Origin of the sequence: Actinoallomurus sp. NBC_01490, assembly GCF_036227085.1 — a bacterium.
Lineage (GTDB): Bacteria > Actinomycetota > Actinomycetes > Streptosporangiales > Streptosporangiaceae > Actinoallomurus > Actinoallomurus oryzae.
In genome coordinates this window covers 8,593,117-8,615,536 of sequence record NZ_CP109433.1, presented here as the reverse complement: position 1 = coordinate 8,615,536, position 22,420 = coordinate 8,593,117, and the positions used below count along the sequence as shown (strand labels likewise).

Below are 22,420 nucleotides of genomic sequence, written 5' to 3'. Positions count from 1 at the left end.
TCGCCAAAGTAGGAGAGGCATGAGAGCAATAGGAGTGAGAAAGGCCGGCGGGCCGGAGGCACTGGAGGTACTGGAACTTCCCGAGCCACAGGCGGGGCCTGGGCAGGTGCGGATCCGAGTGCACGCGGCCGCGGTCAATCCGACCGATACGCTTCTGCGCGCGGGAATGGGACGTGGCGACGGCCCGTGGGTGCCGGGATGGGACGCCGCGGGAGTGCTCGACCAACTCGGCCCGGACGCGGACGGCAGGCTCTCGGTCGGGCAGCGTGTGGTCGCGTTCGTGGTGCCCCACGGTACGCACGGCGCCTACGCGCAGCAGATCGTCGTACCGGCGGCGTCGGTGGTCCCCGCGCCGGAGAACGCCGATTTCGCGACGGCCTCGACGGTGCTGCTGAATGCGATGACCGCCAGGCTCGCGCTCGACGAACTGGCTCTGTCCCCTGGCGACACGCTTGCCGTGACGGGTGCGGCGGGAGCGTTCGGCGGTTACGCGATCCAGCTGGCGAAGGCCGAGGAATTGCGCGTCGTGGCCGACGCGAAGGAGTCCGACGTCGAGGTGGTTCGCTCGCTTGGCGCCGATGACATCGTCGAACGGGGCGGGGACGTGGCCGCGCGCATCCGCGCCGTACATCCCGAGGGTGTGTGCGGTATCGCGGACGGCGCGGTGCTCAACGAGCGCGTGCTGCCGGCTGTCGCCGACGGGGGCGGGTTGGCCACGGTGCGCTTCTGGAACGGCCCGGCTGAGCGGGGTATCACGGTGTACCCGGTGAGAGCGGGCGAGCGCGCGACCGACACGAAAGGCCTTGACCGCCTGGCCCGCCAGGCCGAACAGGGCGTACTCACCCCGCGCGTCGCGGCGGTGCTGCCCTTCACCGAAGCGAGTGAGGCACATCGTCGCCTGGAGGCGGGCGGAGTCCGCGGTCGGATCGTACTGGACTTCGTCTGAGACGGATTCCAAGGGATTCAACTGCACTGAACCGAGTCAACGACAAGGAATGAATTCAGCTACAGAGGTGGCGCAACATGAGCAAACACGTACTGCTCGTTTTCACCAACCCGCAGCCGGGCCGTGAGGAAGAGTTCAACTCATGGTACGACGAGGTGCATCTACCCGACGTACTCGGTATACCCGGGTACCAGGCGGCCCAGCGGTTCGTCGCAAAGACCGGGTTGCATGATGAAAAGCCTGAGCACCGGTACCTCACGATCTACGAGATCGACGAGGAAGACCTGCCGACCGCACTGAGTAACCTGCGGGAAGGCTTGGCGCACGCCGAGTCGTCTGACGCGATGGCTCCGGCTTTGATCACGTACGGGTTCACCGCGGTCGCCGACCGGGTGGAGGCCGGAGATACGCGGTCTGTGCCAGACCGAAATCGCTGAGTTCGCGGTCGTCGCCGCGCGATGCCGCCGCGTCCCTCACCTTCGTCGGTACACCGTGTGTCATCCGCTTTCGAAGCGTACGGCCGGGTCTGCGGTGTCCACCACGTCCGAGGCCGGAGGGACGGCGGCGGCGAGGCGCTGGGGTGCGGAGTCGAGGAGCTCCAGGTCGGCCTTGGTATGGGCGATGGCGGCGTCGATCAGCAGGGCGACCATTGGATCGGCGGAGTGTTCGCGGCGCTGCCGGGTCAGGCCGCCCAGTTCCGACAGGTACATCTGGCGCTGGGCGGCCACGAAGGCGGCGAGGCTTTCCGCGCCCAACCGGGCTGCTCCGAACAGCTTGAGGAAGAGTTCGTCGCGGAAGCCGGACGTACGGACCCACGCGGTGGTCGACCATTCCCGGAGTTCGCGCAGCCCTTCGGGGGAGAGTGTGTAGCGGGTCTTGTCCGGGCGGCCGGTCTGCGCGACCACGGATCTGGAGACGTAACCGTCGCGGACCAGGCGGTCGAGGATCTGGTAGAGGTGCCCGATGTTCAGACCGCCCCACTGCGGGCCGATGGCCTCCTCGAATCGGCCCTTCAGCTCGTATCCGTGGCTGGGCCCGTCGACCAGCAGGGCCAGGACCGCGTGGTGAAGTGGCATGTTTACCCCTCCGTCTATATTGTGACAATCTATCCTGCATTGGCGCAATGTAAGGGGATTCGTGATGAAGGTGGTCCTGCGTGGGGTGAGTCGTCGCTACGCGGGACTGACCGCCCTCGATGGCATCGACCTGAGCGTCGAAGACGGTGTCGCGGCTGCGATCGTGGGCCCGTCCGGAGTGGGCAAGTCGACCATCCTCCATCTCGTCGGCGGAATGGACCTGCCCGACGAGGGTTCGATCGAGATCGACGGCACTCCGCTGAAGCGCCGGGGACTCGACGCCCACCGCCGCCGGATCGGGTTCGTGTTCCAGCAGTTCCACCTGCTGTCCGCCCTCACCGTGCTCGACAACGTCCTCGTTCCCGTCCTGCCGCGCCGGGTGGAGTTCGACCGCAAGGAACGCGCGCGTGACCTGCTCGAGGCCGTCGGGCTCGCGGAGCGGGCCTCCGCCCTGCCCTCGGAGCTGTCGGGTGGCCAGCAGCAGCGGGTCGCGATCGCCCGAGCGCTGATCAACCGGCCGTCCCTCCTGCTCGCCGACGAACCCACGGGCAACCTCGACGGCTCCACCGGACGGGAGATCATCGACCTGCTGCTGGACCTGCGCGAGGAGTACGGGATGACGATGCTGATCGCCACCCACGATATGGAGGTCGCCGCCAGCTGCGACCGGATCATCCGCCTCCAGGACGGGCGCGTCATCGGGGACGACTCCGTCGGTCCCGCCACGGACGTCCTGGACCGGCTCGGCGGGCTCCGCCCGTGACCGGGCGGAGCGACGGAATCGAAGGCGCCGTCCTCATGGTCACTTTCTCGCGAGAGGCCGGCCGGTGACCGCGCTGATCTGGTCGCAGCTGCGGCGCAGGTTCGGCCGGGCCCTCGCCCTGGCCGCCGGAATCCTCGTGGCCGCCACCAGCTTCACCCTGCTCACCTCGGCGGTGAGGACCAGCCGCGCCGAAACGGTCGGCACCGTGAACGCGAACGCGCGTTCCGCCTACGACATACTGGTCCGCCCGCCCGGAACCACGACCGAGCTGGAGCGCCAGAAGGGCCTGGTCGAGGCCGACTTCCTGTCCGGAATCTTCGGCGGCATCACGCTGGATCAGTACGAGAAGATCAAGAACCTGCCGCAGCTCGACGTCGCCGCGCCGATCGCCAACATCGGCTACATCCCGCTGAAGAGCACGATCAAGATCGATGTCTCGGCCTTCGTGGACGGCACGGCGCCGGCCCAGCTGTTGCGCCTCAGACCCGCTCTTTCCGCCGGGCTGTCCCGCTATCCGGTCGCCGACCAGTACGTCTACCTCACCAGGACCGATCCGATAAAGGTCGTCGGCAACCCCGGTGGCTTCTACTACGATCTCCAGCGGGAGACCGCGCCTGGCGGGAAGTACTGGGTCTGCTGGTACTACAACAGGGACGCGGCCGGGGTGACCGGCAAGGACGGCGGTCCACTCACCTCCCTGGACGACCTGGACCGGGAAGGCCGTCCGAAGACGCCCTTCACTGCCGCGACCCGGTCACGGCTGACCTGCCAGGCGGGCCCGAACCACGCGTACGCCGAAATCCCCACCGTGTTCCCCGTGCTGCTGTCCGCGATCGACCCGGTCCAGGAGGACAGGCTCGTCGGCCTGCACGGCGCGGTCACCTCCGGCCGGATGCTCACCGCGTCGGACAAACCGTACTGGGGCCCGGACACCGTCGCCCAGGAGCTGGTCGACGGTCAGCGGAACCTGCACGTTCCCGTGCTGCTCAGCGACCACGTGATGAGCTCGGGCCGGCTCACCGCGACGGTGGAACGGCTGGACTCCGGCGATCCGCGGCGACTGCCGGCCCGGCTCGGCGGCCCGGGCGCGCGCGCCTTCGTCGACGGCCTGCACGGCACCCCGGTGGGGCAGGCCAGCGCCGATCTCGCGGACGCGTACGACAACACCGACCTGGCCGTGGCGGCGTGGTCCACCGGCGCCTACATGACGGTGGGCCCGGTCCGCTACCGGTCGTCCGCCGGAGGCTTCACCGCCGTGCCCCGGCCGCCCGCGGACCCGCACATGTGGTTCATTCCGGACGATGAGGACTGGCTGCCCGCACCCGAGGAGAACACCGGCACCCAGTTCCGCGACGTGACCGGCTGGACTTCCACCCGCTGCGCGCTCGAGAACACCTGCGGCGGCACGCCCGATGACTCCCGTACGGAGACCCCCATCCTCAGGTTCGTCGGCCGCTTCGACAGCGCCAAGGTGCACGGCTTCTCGGCGCTGTCGAGGGTGCCGATGGAGACGTACGAGTCCCCCCAGGTCACCGGAGCGGACGCGGCGACCCGGGCGGCCCTGGGCGACCGGCCACTCCGGCCCGATCGCAACCTCGGCGGCTATCTGAGCCAGCCGCCCACCATGCTGACCACCCTGTCGTCCGCCGCCGCCATGACGATGAGCCGGCACAACCCCAGCGTCCAGGACAAGGCGCCCGTCAGCGCGATCCGGATCCGCGTGGCCGGCGTCACCGGCGTCGATCCGGTCTCCCGCGCCCGTGTCAACGCCGCGGTGGCCGCGATCCACCGAGCGTGCCCCACCCTCGACATCGACGTCACCGTCGGCAGCTCGCCCGCTCCCCAGACCGTCATCCTGCCCGGAAACGCGAAGGTCTCCGAGGGCTGGACCAGCAAAGGCGTCGCGCTGCGCATCCTGCGCGGAGTGGACACCAAGAGCGCCGTCCTGTTCGTGCTGGTCCTGGTGGTCTGCGGGATCTTCCTCGGCCAGTCCGCCCTCGCCTCGGTCCGCTCCCGCCGTACCGAGATAGGGATACTTCGCTGCCTCGGATGGCGCACCCGTGACATCTTCATCGCGATCCTGGGGGAACTGCTCGCCGTCGGCCTGATCGCGGGTGCCCTCGGCAGCCTCCTCGCGTACGGGCTGGGCGCTCTCCTCCACCTGCATACCAGGCCGCTCCACGCGGCGCTCGTCCTCCCGGTCGCGGTACTGCTGGCGCTGGCGGCCGGTGCGCTGCCCGCCTGGCGGGCCACGCGTGTCGAACCCCTGGACGCCGTCCGCCCGCCCGTGGTTCCCTCGGGCCGGAGCCGCCCGGTCCGCTCACTCGCCGGAATGGCCCTGCGGAACCTCACGCGCGTCCCCGGGCGGACGGTCCTCGGCGCGGCCGGGCTCGCCCTCGGCGTCGCGGCGTTCACGATCCTGCTCGCGGTCACGCTCGCCTTTCAGGGTGAGGTCACCGGCTCGTTGCTCGGCAATGCCGTCGTGGCCCAGGCCAGGGCCGCCGACTATCTCAGCGTCGCCCTGTCTCTCCTGCTCGGCGCCGCCGGCGCCGTCGACGTCCTCGTCCTGTCACAGCGCGAACGCGCCGGCGACCTCGCCGTTCTCCGGGCCACCGGCTGGACGTCCCGCGACCTCGCCCGCCTGACCCTGTACGAAGGCATCGGGCTGGCTCTCCTCGGCAGCCTCACCGGCTCGGTCCTGGGCGTCGGCGTGATCGCCGCGCTCGGCTCCGACCTGCTCGGCGGCCACATCCTCATGCTCGTCGCGGCCGGCCTCATCGGCGCACTCGCCGCCCTCCTGCTGATCACGGCCACCCTGGTCATCCCGATCCGGGCGCTGAACCGCATCGCCCCGGCCTCTTTGCTCGCCGCCAGGTGAGCTTGCGGGCGACAGTGGCGTGTTGGCGGCAGCCACGCCCCCCGCGCGGACGACCGTGCGGGGGTCTTCGTAGTCCTCAGGTCGCACGGCGGATCAACGCGCGGACCGACATGACGATGGCCGTGGGGGCGATGGCAGCGGGGCCGGCCGTCCCTAGTTTTGATCACGTTCCGTCCATGACCGAGGAGTCACCCGTGATCAGCACCGCTGTCAACGCCCCGCCGGCCGTCATCGCCACCGATGTGACCAAGGTGTACGGCTCGGGGGACGCCGCCGTCCATGCTCTGCGGGGGTGGGTGTGGCGTTCGCCCGTGGTGCCTTCACCGCGATCATGGGGCCGTCGGGTTCTGGCAAGTCCACGCTCATGCACTGCCTGGCCGGTCTGGACACGGTCGATCACGGCTCGGTGATGCTCGGGGATGTGGAGATCACCGGGTTGTCGGATCGGCAGCTGACCCGTCTGCGCCGTGATCGGATCGGGTTCGTCTTCCAGTCGTTCAATCTTTTGCCGACGCTGACGGCGGAGCAGAACATGCTGCTGCCGCTGGAGCTCGCCGGTCGTAAGGCGGACCGGGCCTGGATGGACCACATCGTCGCCACGGTCGGCCTGCGCGATCGTCTCTCGCATCGGCCGAGTGAGCTGTCCGGTGGTCAGCAGCAGCGGGTCGCCTGCGCCCGTGCCCTCCTGCACCGTCCGGAGGTCATCTTCGCCGATGAGCCGACGGGCAATCTCGACTCCCGGTCCGGTACGGAGGTGCTGGGGTTTTTGCGTTCGTCGGTGCGTGAGATGGGTCAGACGATCGTGATGGTCACTCATGATCCGGTGGCGGCGTCGTTCGCTGACCGTGTGGTCTTCCTGCGTGACGGGATGATCAGGTCCGAGTTGGCCGGGCCGACGCCGGACACGGTGCTGGACGCGCTGAAGCGGCTGGAGGTCTGACCGTGTGGAAGACGACTTTGGCCGGGCTCCGCGCCCACCTGCTGCGGCTGGTCCTCACCGCGCTGGCCATCACCCTCGGCGTCGGGTTCGTGTCCGGCACCTTCGTGCTCACCGACACGATGCGGGCCGGCTTCGACCAGCAGTTCACCGCCTCCGCCGACAAGGTCTCGGTCGCGATCCTGCCCACGGGGGCATCCAACGACGTGCCGGCCGCGCTGCTGTCCCGGGTCAAGAAAGTGTCCGGGGTCCAGGAGGCCCAGGGCCTCGTCCTGGGCAGTGCGCCACTGATCGGTAAGGACGGCAAGGCGTACGGCGACGCCGGTACGGCGGGGGTGTCCATCTCCACCGGCGCCATGCAGCGGTACCAGATCAAGCCCGGCCGCCCGCCGTCCGGACCTGGAGAGGCCGTGCTGGACACCAAGATCGCCCGGCGCGCCGGCTACAAGGTCGGTAGCACCATCTCCGTGCTCGACAAGCAGGGCCGGCCGCATTCGTTCACCGTCTCGGGCCTGGTGGACTTCGGCCTCAACGAGGAGGTCGCCTACCGCGGCGGGGTCGGCTTCACCGCCGCGACCGCCACCGCGATGACCGGCGAGCACGGCTATGCGGAGATCGACATCAAGGCCGCGCCGGGCACCAGCGACGCGGCACTGCGCGACGCGGTCGTGCAAGCGGTCGGCGGGTCCCATGACGTGCTCACCAGCGCGCAACTCGCCGACCGGCTGTCCAAGTCCTCCGGCCTGTCGACCAGCGACCTGTCGGTGTTCTTCCTGGCGTTCGCCATCGTGGCGCTGACGGTCGCCGCGCTGGTCATCTACAACACCTTCAACATCCTCATCGCCCAGCGGACGCGGGAGATGGCACTGCTGCGCTGCGTCGGCGCGACGCGAGCCCAGGTCTTCCACGGGGTCCTCGCCGAGGCGACCATCGTCGGCCTGGCCGCCTCCGCGGTCGGCGTGCTCGCCGGTGTGGGCCTGGGCGCCGGCGGCGCGATCTTGTTCGCCTCCGCCGACAACACCCCGGTCGGCTCGGTGACCGTGTCGGCCACGCCCGTCGTCGTCGGTCTCGTGGTCGGCCTGATCGTCACGCTCGTGGCGGCCCTGCTGCCGGCCCGCGCGGCCACCCGCGTACCCCCGGTGGCCGCACTGCGCAGCCAGATGGAGGGGCCGGTCAAGGGACGCGCGGGCATCATCCGCATGATGCTCGGTGCGCCGCTCATCTTCGCCGGGGTACTGATCATCGCCTTGGCGTTGGCGGGCTACGCGGGTCAGCAGCCGTTCGTGATGGTCCTGGCCGGGGGAATGATGGTCTTCCTTGGCGTGATCGCGCTCAGCCCGTTCATCGTCCGCCGGCTCAGCGGCGTGGTCGGCTGGCTGCCGGCGCGGCTGCTGGGCGTGCCGGGCCGGCTCGCGCGGGAGAACGCCGGGCGCAACCCCAAGCGCGCCGCGATCACCACCATCGCCCTCACCATCGGCGTCACACTGACGACCATGTTCTCGGTCGCGCTGGCCTCCACGCAGGCGACCGTGACCGCCAAGCTCGCCAAGGAGTTCCCGGTCGACTACCAGCTCACCACGGTCGGCGACCAGCTCATTCCCCGGCAGATGGCCGCGACCCTGCGCACGAAGCCACAGCTCAGCGACGTGATCGAGGTACGGCACGCGGAGAACGCGCGGCTCGATGGCGAGGACAACCCCGTGGGTACGGTCGCCGGCCACGCGCTCGGCCGCTCGATCAAGCCCGAGATCGTCGCGGGCTCGATCACCGACCTGGCCCCGGGCAGCGTCGCGCTGCACGAGGACACGGCCAAGTCCTTCGGCGTGGGCGTGGGCCGTCAGGTGACGGTGACACACGGCACCCAGCGGCTTTCGCTGCGGGTCGTTGCGGTCTTCTCCGGCGAGACCCCGACACCGGACGTCACGATCAACGAGGCCGACTTCGACCGCACCTTCGGTCCCAAGAACGACTCGGCGGTCTACGTCAAGGCGAAGAAGGGCGTGTCCACCGACGTCTCCAGCCAGGTGGTCAAGGACGCCACCAAGGCGTACCCGATGGTGAAGGTGGGCAGCCTCGCCGACATGAAGGAGGAGCTCACCGAGGCCGTCGACCAGCTTTTCGTCCTGGTGGCAGCCCTCCTCGGGCTGGCGATCATCATCTCGCTGATCGGCATCGCCAACACGCTGACGTTGTCGGTGTTCGAGCGCACCCGTGAGTCGGCGCTCCTGCGGGCGCTCGGCCTGACCCGCGACGGGCTGCGCTGGATGCTGTCGCTCGAAGCGGTGATCATGGCCGTGATCGGCGCGCTGCTCGGCGTCGTCCTCGGCGCCGGCTTCGGCTGGGCCGCGACCAGTGCCATATTGGATGGGGTCGTCCTCGGCTTCCCGATTGTGCGGATCGTCGCGTTCATCCTCGTGGCGGGGCTGGCGGGCCTGCTCGCCGCCGTCGTCCCCAGCCGCCGGGCGGCCAAGGCATCGATCGTCGCGTCACTCGCGAGCGACTGAGGCATTTCGGCGAGCGCCTGCCGGCCGGTCGAGGAGATCGTCTGCATCGCCTGCTTGGCCCGCCCGGGATCGGTCTCGATGGCGAAGCCGGCGCCGTCGGACTGCACCACGATCACGCTCACGTTGTGCGCCACGACATCGTGCAGTTCCCGGGCGATGCGGGCGCGTTCGCCGGCCATCGCCATCTGCACCTCGGTGTCACGCTCGCGCTCCAGCCGCGCCGCACGCTCCTCCAGCGAGGCGAGGTAGGCGCGCCGGGTGCGCATGTAGAGCCCGAGCAGCCAGACCACCGCGACCACCCACCAGGTGGCGAGCTGGTCGTGGAACCCGGAGGCGTACCGGAACGCCAGTATCCCGGCGCCCATCTCCGTCACGAGCCCGGCGGCGATCCCCCACCACAGCGAGGGCCTTGCGGCGATGGTGTACAGGCACATCAGGATCATGAGGTCCGGCGCCATCGGGTCCTGGTTCACCAGCACCAGGAGCGCGAAGAGCGCCACCACGGCGTACGCCGTGCGCGGCCAGGTCCGCCGCCCCGCCAGGGGCGCCAGCAGCCTGACGGAGAGAAACCAGGAGACGAACGAGTCGGGCGGCTCGCTGATCGGCTCCAACACCGTCATCAGGAGCAACGGCACCGTGAAGGAGGCATCGACGAGCCACGTCCTGCGGCGGTACCAATGCCACACCACCGGCGGTGGCCACCGACCCTTTCGACCAGGGCGTTGGTGGCATCAGTCGATTACGCGAGGTCGCCAGTGCGCCATCCTCGCGCGGGCGTGCCGGAGGATGGCTATCTATCTGCGCACATAAATATTTCAGGGATGGCTCTGCCTGCACAGTCAGGCTTCGCGGCTTGGTCGCGGTGGGGTGGGACGGTAATGTTCGCCGTATGGTGAGCCCGCGGTTGACCGAACTCGAGGATCAGGCCTGGCGCGGGTTCCTGTACGCACATGATCGGATCTGGCGCGAGGTTGAGGCCGGACTCGCCCCGCTGGGCGTGAGCATGGCCGAGTACAGCGTCCTTGCCCTGCTCGGCGAGGCCGGCCGCGACGGCATGCGCATGTCCGAACTCGCCAAGCGTCGTGTCATGTCGACGGGCGGGTTCACCCGGCTCGCCGATCGGCTGGAGCGTCGCGGCCTGATCGAGCGGCGGCGGTCGGCCGACGACGGGCGCGGCTTCGAGGCGGTCCTGACCCGGGACGGGCGGGCGCTCCTGCGCAAGGCGTGGAAGCAGCAGCACGGCGACCTGCGAAGGCTCTTTTTCGACCGGCTCGACGAGGACGATCTGAGCAACCTGGCCACCGTCTGGGCGCGGCTCGCCATCGAGGACGACGGCGCCCCGTCCTAGCACCCGACGACACCAGGCGGTGGCAGGCGTCTTCGATCGCACCGGTGGCGGGTCGACCCCACCGCACTCAGGGCCGGACTTCGACGGCGCCGTGAGCCCTGCGTGTAAGTCGATCAGGCCAATGCCGGCGGTAGGGGGGCCGGTGTCGCGCGGAGGCGGGGTGGTGGTGTGGGTGCGGGCTTTGAGCCAGCTGACGAGGGCGTTTTTGAGGGTGGTGGTCGGCAGGGGTCCGCCGGAGGAGTTGCCGGAGGTGACGTCGACGGAGATGTCGGCGGTGTTGGCGCCTTTGGCGATCTCGGCGTCGCGTAGGTCGGTGGAGTGGGCGGCGGGGATCGCGTCGCGGCTGGAGTGGGTGAGGTGCATGGGGGCGTCGTCGGTGCCGGAGGCATGGGTCTTGATGACGGAGTCTTTCCAGCGGTTCCGGCAGGTGGTGTCGTTTTTGTCGGGGTAGCAGTGGTTGAGGTTGACGGTCTGGTCGCGGATGTTGCGGCGGGTGGCGGTGGCGCTGCTGGTGGGGGCTTGGGCCCGGGCGCGGTGGGGGGAGTTGATGGGGGACAGGGCGACGGCGGCGTCGGCCTGGTCGCGTCCGGCGCCGTAGGTGGCCAGGCTGGTGGTGAGTTGCCCGCCGGCTTGGGAGCCGAGGACGGCGACATGGGCGGGGTCGGTGTCGAAGTTACCGGCATGGGCTTTGATCCAGGCCAGGGCGGCCAGGGCGTCGTCGCGGGGTCCGGGCCAGGCGACGTCGGTACCCCAGCGGTAGTCGGCGGGGAAGACGGCGAAGCCGTGGTCGGCGAAGTAGCGCGCGGTGGAGGCCCAGTCGGTTTTGCTGCCGGAGTTGAAGTACCCGCCGTGCAGGAGAAGTAGGGCAGGCTGTGGGGTGTCGGCGTCGTATCAGTAGGCGTCGATGCCTTGGCGGGTGGCGCTGCCGTAGGTGTAGGCGGCCTCGTGCCGGGGCGGCGTGGGAGCCGGAGGTGAGGGCGGCGACCGCGGTCGCGGCGGCGAGCAACACCAGCCCGGGCCGGGTCAACCATTTACGCACGTGACATTTTCCTTGATGTCGTCGTATACACGATCATCCGGTGTTCCGGTGGATAAGAGCCGCAAGATCATGACAGGAGATAACACAGCCGTGGCTCTGGGTGTCTTCGGGGCCAGGTGTGAGTCGCGGACGGCTTTCGATGGGGCCGGCGGGAGCCCTGTTTGGGTGCTTTAGGTGCGCCTGGAGAGTGAGAAACTCACCCAAAAGCCGCCGCTCTCTTCGGATAGCGGCGGCTTTCGTTTATGTGCATGAGCGAGTGAGGACTCCGGGCCATCGCCTTCGGGGCGGGGGCTGTCAGGCGGCCGCAACGGGGCGGTGCTGGCACCGCCCGACAGCCCGATGACACGGGATGTGCGGTCCCGTGTGCGGCTCCGGTGACGGGGTCGGTGCCACCCGGAGCCGTTCGAGAGGGAGTCCCTTCATCCCCTCTTCTTGAGATACGCGCGGCGGGTGGCGCGGGTTCAAACTGTCGTCGGCCACCTCGTGGGGGCGGGCGGTGTGTCGCCGTGCTCGGGTCAGATGCCGCGGACGGGTCGACGCGCTTGATCTCGATCGCTACTACGCCCAGGGCTTTTTCTCGAGTCCGTAATCCGGGAGATGTTGGCGAACCGCTGCTCGCGGGGCTGTCGGGATTGACGTTGGCGTGGCCTTCGCCGTCGAGCATCTCTTCGAACGTGACGCGCTTGACGCGGGTGAGCGCGTCGTCTTCGCCGTACACGAACCGGATGTGGTCGAACGTCCGGGTCGCCAACGGCCGGGCCGCGATCGGCTTCTACTCAAAGGTCGCCGGTCAGTGGGTCAACATCGACGGCGTTGAACCTCGCCATGCATCAGCGCTCGACACCGTCTCAACGGAACAGGGATGGCCCACTCCTCGCCGGTCGTTGCCCGGCGGGAGCGCGCCACTCGCGTGGACGGCGGCGTGCGGATCGGCAGGGCCTGCGATCCGAAACCGCAAAAATCCCCTGAAGTCTCCTACTTGGAGTGTTGTCAATACTGCGAGCGCATGAATCGCCGAGTAAAAACCGTGCGACCTCCTCGCCTGGCGAGAGCGGGTCCCGGCCGGAACCTACGCCGGCCACGCAGCTGAAAATTCCTTGCGTAGTGTGCGGGTCGCGATGTGGTTCGCCTTTGGTGGCAATGCCGCGGCGCGCGATCAGCCTGAAGACGGATTCAGGCTGCCCGCCGGTCAGACCGTCGGTTTATGCCGCAACCCGACCTGAGTTCGTTGCCGGGGGATCTTGGTGCTGACAACGATGTCGGGTATGAAATCCCTGTCGATCATCATCCCTGTCTCGATCGCCATGCCCCTGGCGATGGGCCTCGCGACCGGCTGCGCCGTGAGCGACTCTGCCGGCGAGGTCACCTCTACCGCAGCGACGCGCAGTCCCGATCCGCTCTTGCCGGGGCTGGGCAACGACGGTTATGACGCGCGCGCCTACGACCTGAACTTCGACGTCGGGGCGAAGAGCAGGACGGTCGATGGCACCGCCACGATGACGGCGCAGGCGCACAAGCCGCTGGCGCGGTTCGGCATGGACTTCGCCGGCGGCACCGTGCACTCGGTGTCGGTCGACGCCCGGCCGGCCCGGTTCCAGGCGAAGGGGCAGAAGCTGGTGGTCGTCCCGGCGCGCGGACTTGACCGCGGCCTCTTCCGGGTGACCGTGCGCTACACGGCGGACCGCGACGCAAAGGTCCCATCGACGGTCGACCCCAGTGCGGGATGGGGCGATACCGGGGGCGGTGGGTTCGCGTGGTGGGGGCAGCCCGATCGCGCGCATCTGTTCTTCCCGTGCAACGACGACCTCACCGACAAGGCGATCTTTCGCTATCGGGTGACCGTGCCCAACGGCTGGACCGCCATCGCCAACGGGACGCAGACCTCTCGCAGCATCAAAGCCGATCGCACGACCATGGTCTACTCGTCGCAGCATCCGATGGCCACGCAACTCGCGCAGTTGGCGGTCGGCAGGTTCAAAATCGTCCAGGGCCAGGGGCCGCATGGGCTGCCGTTGCGCAGCGCGGTACCCGCCGGTTCCACGATTGCGAACCTCCAGCGGCTACCGGAGTATCTGACGTGGCTGGAGAACAAGATCGGCCGCCGTTATCCGTTCGAGGCGGCGGGCGTGCTCGGGGTGAGCGGGTCGCCTCCGGAGCAGACCTTCGCGTTGGAGACGCAGACACTTCCGATCTTTACGGCGTCCGATCTGTCCGACTCCCAGGAGATCGTGCACGAGCTGGCGCACCAGTGGTTCGGTGACTCCGCAGGGGTCAAGACGTGGAGCGACCTGTGGCTGAGCGAGGGGTTCGCCTCGTACCTGGACCAGATGTGGGCGGCTGAGCACGGCGGCACGCCGCTCGACACGGCGATGCGTAAGGCATACCAGGGCGACCAGAAGATTCGCTCCATGGGTATCACGCCGGCGCGGCCGCGAAGGGCCGACGCCATGTTCGGTGTCAGCCGTGGTGTGGGGCCGCTGGTGCTGTACGCGCTGCGCCAGAAGGTCGGCGATGCCGGGTTCCAGCAGATCGTCGGGACCTACTTCGACCGGTACCGGGATCGCTCCGCGAGCACAGCCGATTTCATGGCGGTCGCCCACCGGGTCGCCGGACCGCAAATGGACGATTTCCTCCACGATTGGCTGTACGAGTCCAAGACGCCGCCCATGCCCGGCCACCCAGACTGGTGATCACCTCTAGCCGTCGTACACCTGGCCGGGAAACCACGCTTCTAGTGCCGCATCAAGCAACGTTCGCCTTGTTGACGACCTCGCGTAGTCGCTGGTCGGTGGCGTGTTTGTTCCGCCAGATGATGTAGCGGCGGATCATGCTGCCTTGTTCCTTGTGGCTTGCATGGTCGGTGCCGTCGAGGGGGAAGTAGCGCAGGGCGGTGAACTGGGCTTCGATCCGGTTGAGCCATGAGGAGTTGGTCGGGGTGTAGGCGATCTCGACGTTGTTGGCTTCGGCCCAGTCGGTGACCCGATGGCATCGCTTGGTGGTCAGGTGCGGGGAGTAGTTGTCGCACACGATCGCGATGCGGACGGTTGCGGGATAGAGGCTGCGCAGGTAGCGGCAGAATTCCAGGAACTTCGAGCGGTTCTTGGTCTTCTTGATGTGCCCGTAAAGCTTGTCTTGGCCCAGGTCGTAGGCGGCGAACAGGTGCCGGACCCCGTGCGGGCGGGTGTAGGTCGCCCGCCGGCGGGGCCTGGGTTGGCGGTCGGGGTCCTTGTGCCGGCCGCCGCGTTCGGCCCAGTGGCGGCCCGGGTGGGGCTGGAGGTTGAGCGGGCCGAACTCATCCAGGCAGAAGACGACTTCAGGTTCGCCTTCCTCGGGGATGACCTCCCCATCGGCGACCGCGTACAGGTGCTCGATGCGGGCTTTCTTGGCGGCGTAGTCCGGATCGCGGGAGGTCTTCCAGGTTTTCACGCGTTGAAACGAGACGCCTTCCTCGCGGAGCAGGATGCGCAGGCCCTCGTGGCTGATGTCGTCGACCACCCCCTCGGCGACCAGGAAGTCGGCCAGCTTGGCCAGGCTCCAGGTCGAAAACGGCAGGCCGTGCTCGGCCGGCCTGGACTTGGCGATCTTCTTGATCTCCCGGCGTTCGGCCAGGGTGAACGTCTTCGGCCGCCCGCCGGAGTACTTCGGATACAGCGAATCGAAGCCATCGGCGTTGAAGTTGTGGAGCACATCCCGGACACGGTCACCGCTGGTGAATGTGACCTCGGCGATCTTCTTGACGCTCATGCCCTGAGCGGACAGCAACACCATCTGAGCCCGTCGCCAGGTCACCACCGACCCGGTGCCCCTGCGGATGATCCGCAACAGCCGACGGCCTTCGTCCTCATCGATCTCACGGACCCGTACCCGTTCTGCCACCCGCACAGACTGGCCGTGACCTACCGCCTGGGGCCAGCATCCCGACGGCGCGTCACCGCAACAGGGCAAACGTTGCTTGATGCGGCACTAGTGCTCAGCGAGTACCTAACCCATTACACCTGCATGGACGTCCTTCTCGGTGGGCGCAGCGTGTCGAGTCTCGCATGGATGTGCCCTGACACCCGGCGCGGAGCGGGGTCAGGTGCCGGTGCCCTTGAGCTTGAGCAGGCCGCGGGCCTGGTCGGGGGTCGCGGTGGGTCGTCCGAGTTCGTGGAGAATTCGGGCGGCCTTGCGGACCTGTTCGGCATTGCTCACCGCGAGGCGTCCGCGTTCGAGGTAGAGGTTGTCCTCGAGGCCGACTCGGACATGGCCGCCGAGGAGCGCGGACTGGGTGATGAACGCGGTCTGGTGGCGGCCGGCCGCGAACGCGGACAGGTAGTATTCGTCGCCGAAGAGTTTCTCCGCTGTCGCGTGCATGTGGCTGAGGTTGTCGGGGTCGGCGCCGATCCCGCCGAGTACGCCGAGGATGCACTGGACGAGCAGCGGTGTCTGTACGAGTCCTCGGTCCAGGAAGTGCGCCAGGGTGTAAAGATGGCCGACGTCGTAGCACTCGAACTCGAAGCGGGTGCCGGTCTCGCCCAGGACCCGCAGGGTCCGCTCGATCTGGGCGAAGGTGTTCGCGAAGACGATGTCCTCGGATCCGAGTAGATAGTCGCGCTCCCAGTCGAACTTCCAGTCGCGCTCGCGGTGGGCGGGTCCGGAGAAAACGAAGTTCATCGAGCCCATGTTCAGTGAGGCGAGTTCGGGGGACAGGTGCCGCGCGGCTTCGAGCCGCTCCTTCCAGGTCATCCGGGTACTGCCGCCGGTGGTGATGTTGATGACCGCGCCGGAGGCCCGCAGTTCCGGGACGAACTGGTCGAACACCGCCGCGCTGGCGGTGGGCCGCCCCGTCTTGGGGTCGCGCGCGTGCAGATGCAGCACGGCCGCTCCGGCCTCGACGGCATCGAGGCCTTGATCGATGATCTGCTGCGGCGTGATCGGCAGATGCGCGGACATGGTCGGTGTATGCACTGAGCCGGTCAGTGCGCACGAGATGATCGTCTGCTCAGTTCGCAGCATGCCTCGCTCACTCCCTCAGGACTCGCGATTATTATCGATAACACATAGATTATCGATAATAATCGTGGGGGAGGGTTTGGGGCAAGAGTCCGCCGAGTGGTACGCTCTATCGATAATTCCTGCGACGATCCCCAGTGGACCGGACATGCCAGTGGACGCGGAAGGACGGTTTCCCCGTGGCCAGGACGAGGAGCGGCGACCAGTCGCGTGCGGAGGCCGTCTTCGAGACGCTGCGGGCCGATCTGATCGAGGGGCGGATCGAACCGGGCGAGCGGCTGAAACTGCCCGCACTGGTCGAGCGGTTCGGCGTGAGCATGACCGTCGTCCGAGAGGCGCTGACCCGGCTGGCCGAGCAGCGTATGGTGATCGCCGCGCCGAACCGGGGGTTCAGCGTTATCCCACTGTCCGTAGAGGATCTCAAGGATCTCACCCGGCTGCGGGTGCGGCTTGAGACGATGGCGCTACGCGACAGCATCGAGCGCGGGGCGCTGAGCTGGGAGACCGGAGTGGTCGCCGCCCACCATGCGCTCAACAGGACGCCGTACGTGGACGACACGGGCGGGCTCAATGTGGCCTGGATGTGCGCCCACCGAAGCTTCCACCATGCCCTCGGCGGCGGGTGCGGTAGCCCGCGCCTGATCGAGCTGGTCGACAACCTGCGCGACAGCGCCGAGCTCTACCGGGCCTGGGCCAGGTCCATCGCGCACGACTACGAGCGCGACGTGCAGGCGGAACACGACGAGATCGTGCGCGCCGCACTCGCCCACGACGCCGACGGCGCATCGGCCGCGTTGCGCGATCACCTTGAGCGCACCACGGCGGCGCTCCTTCGGCATGCCGGCGCCCAGGCGCCCGCGCCGGGCTGATCCGCGCGACCGCACGCCGTCGTCGCCGGGGCCGCACCGGATGCGGTCGCTTCGACCGTGCGGTGGCTCGGACGTCCTTGACCACGAGATGTCCAGGACAATCTTGACTTTCTCGCCGATGACGACACCGCCAGCTTAAGCGCTGGCGTTGTAAATCAGCCCCAGAGCGTGGTGTCGCCCTCGCAGCCGACCCGGCTGTTGACGAAAGCGTCGACGACGGCGGTGAACATGCCGCGCACGTTGGTGATCAGCGCGTGGCGTACGGCGAAGCCGCTCCGGCTGAGGGTCGGGTCGATGGGTAGTCCCCGGTCAGGTGGGACAGGCCAGTGTCGGCGGACTTGCCGGCGACGGTGGCGGAGGACTCGTTATTGCGGCCGAAAACGGCTATGACCAGCCCATTCGAGGAGTTAGTTGATTTTTCAACTTCTCGCTGTCACCCTCGCCGGAGGGGTGATTGAGCGCTCGACCGACCGGATGGGCTTGACGCGGGGCAAATTATCGTTAATTATCTAGATTATCGATAGTTGCCGTGCTGCCGCTGAGAGGTCGCGGATGTCTAACGAAGGAACGAGCCGCAGGCGGGTGACGCTGACGTTCGACAACGGCCCCTACCCGGGGGTTACCGATGTCGTGCTGGACGTGCTCGCCGCTCACCGTGTCACCGCCGCTTTTTTCGTGGTCGGTGAGCAACTCAGGCAGCCGGGCGGACGAGAACTCGCGCAACGGGCCGTGGCGGAGGGCCACCGGATCGGGCATCACACGGCGACCCACACCCTGCAGCTCGGCGCCGCCGAGGACGCCGACGCGGCGGTCGCCGCGGAGATCGTCGCCGTCGAGCACGACATCGACACGCTCGCCGGCGCCAGCGAAACAGAGGGTGAACGCCTGTTCCGGCCGTACGCGGCCGGCGGTGTGCTCGACAGCCGGGTCTTCAGCTCGGCCGCCGTGCGCTATCTGCAGGATCACCGTTACACGTGCGTGCTGTGGAACGTCCTGCCGCGTGACTGGGAGTACCTGACCGACTGGCCGGATCGGGCGCTCGCCGAGATCGCGCGCAACGACTGGTCCGTGGTGATCGTCCACGACATGCCCACCGGCGCCATGGCGAAGCTGCCGGCGTTCCTCGAGGGTCTGGATGCCCTTGGTGTGGACGTCGTGGCCGACTTCCCGGATTCCTGTGTCCCGATCAAGCAGGGCCAGCTGAAGCACTCGCTGTCCCACCTCACCAATGGAGTTGATGTCGCATGACGGCCAAGAACGGGCTGCCGTTTCGCCTGCACCACCACGCGTGGGTGGTCGACGACCAGGAGGTCAACCGGCACTTCTACGAGGACATAGTCGGCCTGCCGCTGGTGGCCACCTGGACCGAGACAGACGAGCTTCTCGGGGCTGAGCGCGTGTACTGCCACACCTTCTACGCCATCGCCGACGGAGGGGCACTGGCCTTCTTCCAGTTCGCCGATCCGGAGGACGCCAAGCTGTTCAAGACCCAGATCAACTTCACTCCATGGCGCCACATCGCGTTGAAGGTGGACCAGGAGCAGCAGGACGCCCTGCGCAAACGCTTCGCCGAAGCCGGGTACTCGGAGCCGGACACCTTCACGATCGACCACGGGTACTGCGTCTCGCTGTACATCACGGATCCCAACGGCCTGCAGCTCGAGTTCGTCGTGGACCACCCCGACGTGGAAGCGATCGACGCCGAGCGGCGGCGGACCGCGCACGAGGACCTCGCCCGCTGGCTCAGCGGCGACCACTCCAGCAACAACGCCTGGCGTTGATCGGGCGTCCAGCACCAACCGAGCACTCGAACCGATCGGACAGTGTGAATCGAACATGCGAATCGCCAATATGCGGTGTCGGCTGACTCTGCTGACCCAGGCCGGCCCGGTAGACGTCGCCACCGTGAGTAAGGGCCGCTTCGGCCCGGATCCGCAGGCCGCCTACGAATCCTTCGACGACCTCAGTGCATGGGCCGCCACCCAGGGCCCGTCGGCCGCCATCGAACTCGACCCGGCGACGCTCGGCGCGCCGGCACCCGCGCCCCGCCAGGTGTTCGCGATCGGCCTCAACTACCGCGACCACGCGGCCGAGGCCGACTCCGCGATTCCAGATGACCCGGTCGTGTTCACCAAGTTCCCGAGTTCCCTCGCCGGCCCCGACATCGCCGTGCCGCTGCCGTCCGGCTCCGTCGACTGGGAGGTGGAGCTTGTGGCGGTCATCTCCCGGGCCGCACGCAACGTGGCCGTGGACCGGGCCTGGGAGCACGTGGCCGGTCTGACGGTGGGTCAGGACCTCTCGGAGCGGCAGCTCCAGTTGCGCGGTCCTTACCCGCAGTTCTCGCTGGGCAAGTCCCACCCCGGATTCTCCCCGATCGGCCCGGTGCTGGTGACCCCCGACGAGCTGGCGGACCCGGAAAACCTGGAACTCGGCTGCGCGGTGAACGGCGAGCAACTGCAGAAGGCCCGCACGGCCGAGATGATCTTCACAGTCCCGCAGCTGGTTTCCTATCTGTCCTCGATCGTCACCCTGTACCCGGGAGATGTGATCTTCACCGGTACGCCGTCCGGCGTGGGAGTGGCCCGCGCGCCGCAGCGCTTTCTGCGCCCAGGCGACGAGTTGCGCAGCTGGGTCGAGGGCATCGGCGAGATCCGGCAGCGGTTCCAGCCGCAGATCCGAGCACGTAGTTCTCGCTTATCGGTTACCTTCATCGTTTATAGATCAGGAGACGTCGTGGGTGCTCCACGTGACGAGTTAGCGTCACTTCAGAAGGAACTGGACGACTTCGCAGCCGCAGTCAAGCGGCCGGAGAGTGCCACGTCCGCCGTCAACGAAGCGTTCGCCGAAATCGAGAAGCGCGGGCTCGTCCCCGGCCTGGAGATCGGCGAGACGGCACCGGACTTCACCCTCCCCGACGCCAAGGGCGCTCAGGCCTGTCTCGAGGACCGCCTGGCGAGGGGCCAGTCGTGTTCACCTTCTATCGGGGTTCCTGGTGTCCGTACTGCAACCTCGAACGTCGTCAGGGCTCGCCACGTGTCTATGGCGTACCGGACTCGTATGGAGCCGTCCGAAGCCCTCGATGTCGTCCGGCGAATTCAGTCCGCCGTACGGTAACGCGCCCACGGGCCGACGTGGCCGCAACGATCGTGTGAGATGGCCTTCCCCTCCCCAACGTGTTGCGAGCTGAAGGGGAGCGGCGGTCGGTGTTCCGATGGGGGACCCCACCGGAACACCGACCCGTCATGGACAGCCGGTTACTGGGTTCTTGGGCTACTCGATCTTGAAGGAGTGGCATGGGACGGCCGGAGCTCCGGAGCAAGACCCGCGGCGTGGACACGGCATGCGCCGCTGCCGTTACGGGGGACAAGCCAAAGGCCGACCTGCAGCACTCATTCACGGCCATCGCCGTGAACATCGAGCGCCTCAGCGGTCTGTCGTCGGCCGACGACGCACCCAGCCCCGACTTCCGACCGCGTTCCAGAACCTTCTGGACCAGCGCGGGATCTCTCATCTGAAGTCCTGACGAGCCGTTTGCAGCTTCAAGATCCCGGCTCAACGAAGAGGAAGCCGAAAAGGCGATCGCCACACTGATCCTCACCAATCGGTCGGGCGAAAGCTGCTACCTGCCGGCCGGCTGGACGCCGATCGGGAAGGGCGGGCAATACAACTACACGGCGATTCCCGCGACCCGGGTGAACTATCCCGGCGTCGGCACGACTATTACGTTGCGGCCTGGGAGTTCGGCCTTCGCCGGAACCAAGTGGCACACCGAAAAGGGCTGCCCAGGCGGCGCCACCAGCGGGCTCGGCGTCGCCTGGCACAGTTCCTGGATCCCGCTCACCTACCACGGTCTCGACGACGGCTACCAGCCGCCGTGGCGTTCGAGCGGGATCAGCCGGGTGATGCGGTGTCGTCGTACGTGGTGGCCGCCTTCTTCTTCGGTGGCTTCACGCCGGTGTGGTGTGCTCGGTGCCGCCGCACCAGACGCGGAGAAGGTTGCGGGTGGCGCGGATGTCGATCGTCGGATCACCGTCGATCATGACCAGGTCGGCGCGCCGGCCGGGTGTGATGGCGCCGCGGTCATCGAGATTGAAGTGCCGGGCGGCCAGGGCCGTGGCCGCCCGGAGTGCCTCGGACGGGGTCAGGCCGGCGTCGACGAGAAGTTCCAGTTCATGATGGAGGCTCTCGCCGTGTCGATTCTGCGCCGGCGCGCCGGGCGCGGTGTTGGCGTCAGTGCCGGCGAGGACGGGTACTCCCTTGGCATGCATGGCGGCGACGCTGCGGGACGCGCCGGCGAACGCCTCCGGTCTGCCCGCGTTGGCCGAGATGCCCTCCATCATCGATAGCGTCGGCACCGCCACCGTCCGTGCGGCGGCCATGCGGGCTATCACGTCGGTGGCCAGTGGGGCGCCCAGCGGGACGTGGGTGATCATGTCGGCGCCGATGTCCAGGGCCAGAGCGAAGGCGCCGGGTGAGGCAGCGTGCGCGACGACCGGCTTGCCGCAGGCATGGGCGGCCTCGACGAACGCGTGGGCGGCTGCCGCGTCCGGGCCGCCTTCACCGGGCGCTTCGAGCACTAGTTTGAGGTAGTCGGAGCCGTCGGCGATGCGAATGTCGACCAAGGACTTCGCCTGGCCGGCCGAGCGTAGGATGGCGTCTTCGGTCATGCCGGGCATCCGCGCGTGCGGCCCTCCTGCTCCGATCGCCGGGGTGCCCGCGCTTCGGATGTCGGTGAGCCCGGGTACCTCACGCAGTGAGGCGAGCAGGCCGGGTGGCCAGGTGGCCATGTCGAGCCCTGTGGTGACACCCCACCGGGCGAGCTGCTCGAGCGTGTCGCGGCTGTGCAAGTGGATATGGGCGTCGATCAGGCCGGGCAACAGGACCGCACCATCGGCGTCGATGACCCGCGCGCCGGTGGCGTCGGTGCCGATGATCGGACCGTCGATCACGACCGTAGATCGTGGCGTCAACCGTCGGCCGTCGAAGACACGGACGTTACGGATGGCGGTCTTGTCGGGCATGTGGCACATCCTCAATAAGGAACTTGTTTGTTCACTATTGATCATAT

General features: G+C 68.1%; 18 protein-coding genes and 3 pseudogenes. 15 read left to right on the top strand and 6 right to left on the bottom strand.

Translation table 11 applies throughout. From position 1 onward, the window contains the following. Window positions 1–19 precede the first annotated feature (19 nt). On the top strand, window positions 20–946 hold the full coding sequence (locus OG417_RS39640) for a quinone oxidoreductase family protein (protein WP_329240196.1): 927 nt from the start codon (window positions 20–22) through the stop codon (window positions 944–946). Between the two features lie 77 nt (window positions 947–1,023). Next, on the top strand, window positions 1,024–1,383 hold the full coding sequence (locus tag OG417_RS39635; protein WP_329240194.1) for a hypothetical protein: 360 nt from the start codon (window positions 1,024–1,026) through the stop codon (window positions 1,381–1,383). A gap of 60 nt (window positions 1,384–1,443) precedes the next feature. Here the strand turns inward: OG417_RS39635 and OG417_RS39630 are convergent, their stop codons facing one another. Further along, window positions 1,444–2,022 carry a PadR family transcriptional regulator gene (locus OG417_RS39630; RefSeq protein ID WP_329240192.1) on the bottom strand — a complete coding sequence of 193 codons (579 nt, stop codon included), beginning with the start codon at window positions 2,020–2,022 and terminating at the stop codon, window positions 1,444–1,446. An 85-nt stretch (window positions 2,023–2,107) separates the two neighbouring features. On the opposite strand from OG417_RS39630, the gene OG417_RS39625 reads away from it, so the two are divergent. The 4 genes and pseudogenes from OG417_RS39625 (at window position 2,108) to OG417_RS39610 (ending at window position 9,104) form a co-directional block, all read left to right on the top strand. Next, window positions 2,108–2,785: an ABC transporter ATP-binding protein gene (locus OG417_RS39625; protein WP_329240190.1), complete on the top strand. Its 678-nt coding sequence runs from the start codon at window positions 2,108–2,110 to the stop codon at window positions 2,783–2,785. 64 nt (window positions 2,786–2,849) lie between these two features. Next, window positions 2,850–5,663 (top strand): FtsX-like permease family protein, encoded by a 2,814-nt coding sequence (locus tag OG417_RS39620; RefSeq protein WP_329240189.1) that lies wholly within the window; start codon window positions 2,850–2,852, stop codon window positions 5,661–5,663. A gap of 176 nt (window positions 5,664–5,839) precedes the next feature. Continuing rightward, window positions 5,840–6,603 (top strand): annotated as a pseudogene (locus OG417_RS39615) (ABC transporter ATP-binding protein). Between the two features lie 2 nt (window positions 6,604–6,605). After that, window positions 6,606–9,104 carry an ABC transporter permease gene (locus OG417_RS39610; protein WP_329240187.1) on the top strand — a complete coding sequence of 833 codons (2,499 nt, stop codon included), beginning with the start codon at window positions 6,606–6,608 and terminating at the stop codon, window positions 9,102–9,104. Between the two features lie 14 nt (window positions 9,105–9,118). On the opposite strand, the pseudogene OG417_RS54600 reads toward OG417_RS39610, so the two are convergent. Further along, window positions 9,119–9,790 (bottom strand): annotated as a pseudogene (locus OG417_RS54600) (sensor histidine kinase); the annotation flags it as partial. A 218-nt stretch (window positions 9,791–10,008) separates the two neighbouring features. On the opposite strand from OG417_RS54600, the gene OG417_RS39605 reads away from it, so the two are divergent. Beyond that, window positions 10,009–10,452 carry a MarR family winged helix-turn-helix transcriptional regulator gene (locus OG417_RS39605; RefSeq protein WP_329240185.1) on the top strand — a complete coding sequence of 148 codons (444 nt, stop codon included), beginning with the start codon at window positions 10,009–10,011 and terminating at the stop codon, window positions 10,450–10,452. A gap of 160 nt (window positions 10,453–10,612) precedes the next feature. Continuing rightward, window positions 10,613–10,903 carry a hypothetical protein gene (locus OG417_RS39600; RefSeq protein WP_329240182.1) on the top strand — a complete coding sequence of 97 codons (291 nt, stop codon included), beginning with the start codon at window positions 10,613–10,615 and terminating at the stop codon, window positions 10,901–10,903. A gap of 47 nt (window positions 10,904–10,950) precedes the next feature. On the opposite strand, the pseudogene OG417_RS54595 reads toward OG417_RS39600, so the two are convergent. Further along, a pseudogene (locus OG417_RS54595) lies at window positions 10,951–11,322 on the bottom strand (alpha/beta hydrolase); the annotation flags it as partial. Between the two features lie 2 nt (window positions 11,323–11,324). Between OG417_RS54595 and OG417_RS54590 the strand changes: the two are divergent. Continuing rightward, the gene (locus tag OG417_RS54590) at window positions 11,325–11,495 is read left to right on the top strand and encodes a hypothetical protein (RefSeq protein WP_442875605.1); all 171 of its coding nucleotides are present in this window, start codon (window positions 11,325–11,327) and stop codon (window positions 11,493–11,495) included. Window positions 11,496–12,756: 1,261 nt separating this feature from the next. After that, window positions 12,757–14,181, top strand: coding sequence for a M1 family metallopeptidase (locus OG417_RS39595; RefSeq protein ID WP_329240181.1), 1,425 nt, complete (start codon window positions 12,757–12,759; stop codon window positions 14,179–14,181). A 52-nt stretch (window positions 14,182–14,233) separates the two neighbouring features. On the opposite strand, the gene OG417_RS39590 is transcribed toward OG417_RS39595, so the two are convergent. Continuing rightward, window positions 14,234–15,367 carry an IS630 family transposase gene (locus tag OG417_RS39590; RefSeq protein WP_329240179.1) on the bottom strand — a complete coding sequence of 378 codons (1,134 nt, stop codon included), beginning with the start codon at window positions 15,365–15,367 and terminating at the stop codon, window positions 14,234–14,236. Between the two features lie 198 nt (window positions 15,368–15,565). Continuing rightward, window positions 15,566–16,486 carry a 3-keto-5-aminohexanoate cleavage protein gene (locus OG417_RS39585; protein ID WP_329240177.1) on the bottom strand — a complete coding sequence of 307 codons (921 nt, stop codon included), beginning with the start codon at window positions 16,484–16,486 and terminating at the stop codon, window positions 15,566–15,568. A gap of 176 nt (window positions 16,487–16,662) precedes the next feature. Here OG417_RS39585 and OG417_RS39580 point away from each other — a divergent pair, with 176 nt between their 5' ends. From OG417_RS39580 to OG417_RS39560, 5 genes are all read left to right on the top strand, one after another. Then, a complete protein-coding gene (locus OG417_RS39580; RefSeq protein WP_329240175.1) occupies window positions 16,663–17,352 on the top strand; it encodes a GntR family transcriptional regulator in 690 nt (229 codons plus the stop codon). 552 nt (window positions 17,353–17,904) lie between these two features. After that, window positions 17,905–18,600: a polysaccharide deacetylase family protein gene (locus tag OG417_RS39575; protein ID WP_329240173.1), complete on the top strand. Its 696-nt coding sequence runs from the start codon at window positions 17,905–17,907 to the stop codon at window positions 18,598–18,600. Then, window positions 18,597–19,133, top strand: coding sequence for a VOC family protein (locus tag OG417_RS39570; RefSeq protein ID WP_329240171.1), 537 nt, complete (start codon window positions 18,597–18,599; stop codon window positions 19,131–19,133). Before OG417_RS39575 ends, OG417_RS39570 begins: the two co-directional genes overlap by 4 nt. Window positions 19,134–19,188: 55 nt before the next feature. After that, entirely contained in the window at window positions 19,189–20,466 is a 1,278-nt protein-coding gene (locus tag OG417_RS39565; protein ID WP_329240169.1) for a fumarylacetoacetate hydrolase family protein, read from the top strand. Window positions 20,467–20,645: 179 nt separating this feature from the next. Continuing rightward, window positions 20,646–20,867: a hypothetical protein gene (locus OG417_RS39560; RefSeq protein ID WP_329240167.1), complete on the top strand. Its 222-nt coding sequence runs from the start codon at window positions 20,646–20,648 to the stop codon at window positions 20,865–20,867. Between the two features lie 432 nt (window positions 20,868–21,299). Here OG417_RS39560 and OG417_RS39555 read toward each other — a convergent pair whose 3' ends face one another. Next, on the bottom strand, window positions 21,300–22,418 hold the full coding sequence (locus OG417_RS39555; RefSeq protein WP_329240165.1) for an amidohydrolase family protein: 1,119 nt from the start codon (window positions 22,416–22,418) through the stop codon (window positions 21,300–21,302). Between the last annotated feature and the right edge of the window lie 2 nt (window positions 22,419–22,420).